Origin of the sequence: Microbispora corallina (genome assembly GCF_016863035.1) — a bacterium.
In the GTDB taxonomy this organism is placed as follows: domain Bacteria; phylum Actinomycetota; class Actinomycetes; order Streptosporangiales; family Streptosporangiaceae; genus Microbispora; species Microbispora corallina.
Map to the genome: position 1 here is coordinate 1 of NZ_BOOC01000098.1, position 1,039 is coordinate 1,039.

At 67.3% G+C, this 1,039-nt stretch carries 1 protein-coding gene; it reads right to left on the reverse strand.

The genetic code is table 11. The annotated features are described in order from the left end of the window. Positions 1-16 precede the first annotated feature (16 nt). Positions 17-894 (reverse strand): IS5 family transposase gene (locus tag Mco01_RS38695; protein WP_239104247.1). Its coding sequence is split into 2 segments (ribosomal slippage): positions 17-498 and positions 498-894, totalling 879 coding nucleotides; the frame shifts between segments, so codons are not numbered across the junction. Positions 895-1,039 lie beyond the last annotated feature (145 nt).

Genomic DNA, 1,039 nt, shown 5'->3' on the forward strand with positions numbered 1-1,039 from the left:
CCTGTGTCAAAGTCGATCAGAGCCATTCGTTGATTGCGGCGATGAGGATGGTTGCTTCGTAGCGCACGGCGAGTTTGTCGTATCGGGTGGCGACAGCGCGGTGGCGTTTGAGCCGGTTGATGCCGCACTCGACGGCGTGGCGTTGCTTGTAGACCTCGGGATCGAAAGCCGGTGGCCGTCCGCCCTTGGACCCTTTGGCGCGGCGGTTGGCGTCCTGGTCGGCCTTACTGGGGATGGTGGCCCTGATCCCGCGACGCCGCAGGTAGGCGCGGTTGGCCCTGGAGGTGTAGGCCCTGTCGGCCAGCACCCGGTCGGGGCGGGTGCGGGGTCGCCCAGTGTCCAGGCGCGGTACTCGGATGCCGTCGATGACGGCGGTGAACTGCGGGCTGTCGCCGCGCTGACCGGCGGTGAGCACGATCGACAACGGCTTCAGCCCTTGCTCGCACGCCAGGTGCAGCTTGGTGGTCAGCCCGCCGCGGGAACGCCCCAGCGCGTGATCGGCCGGCTCCTCGCAGTTCCCGCCCGGCGACTCGGCCTGAAGATCCCCCTTTTCCGCGCGCCCGCGGCGTGCTGATGCGCCCGGGCGATGGTGGAGTCGACGCTGACGTCCCAGGTGATACGTCCGGCCGCGTCCGCCACCGCCTGCAACGCGGTGAGTATCCGCGACCACGTGCCGTCTCGCTGTAATCGCCGGAACAGCGCGTACACCGCCGACCAGGATCCGTAGCAGGTGGGAACGTCGCGCCAGGGTGCGCCGGCCCGCACGCGCCAGCGAATCCCATCGATCAACTGCCGCTTACTGAACAGCGACGGTCGCCCTGACCGTTTGTGCGCCGGTAACAGCGGCTCCAGCACCGCCCACTGCGCATCGGTCAGGTCGAACCGCCTCGTCACCGCTAAGGTGGCCACGAGGTCTCCGGTGTTCGGTTTTGTCTTGGTCGACTAACCACTTACCGGAGGCCTCTTACGTTGTCGATCTACGACCTCTCCGACACGTCAAACCGGCTCACGCACGACTGCGGACTTCGATACAGGCCCT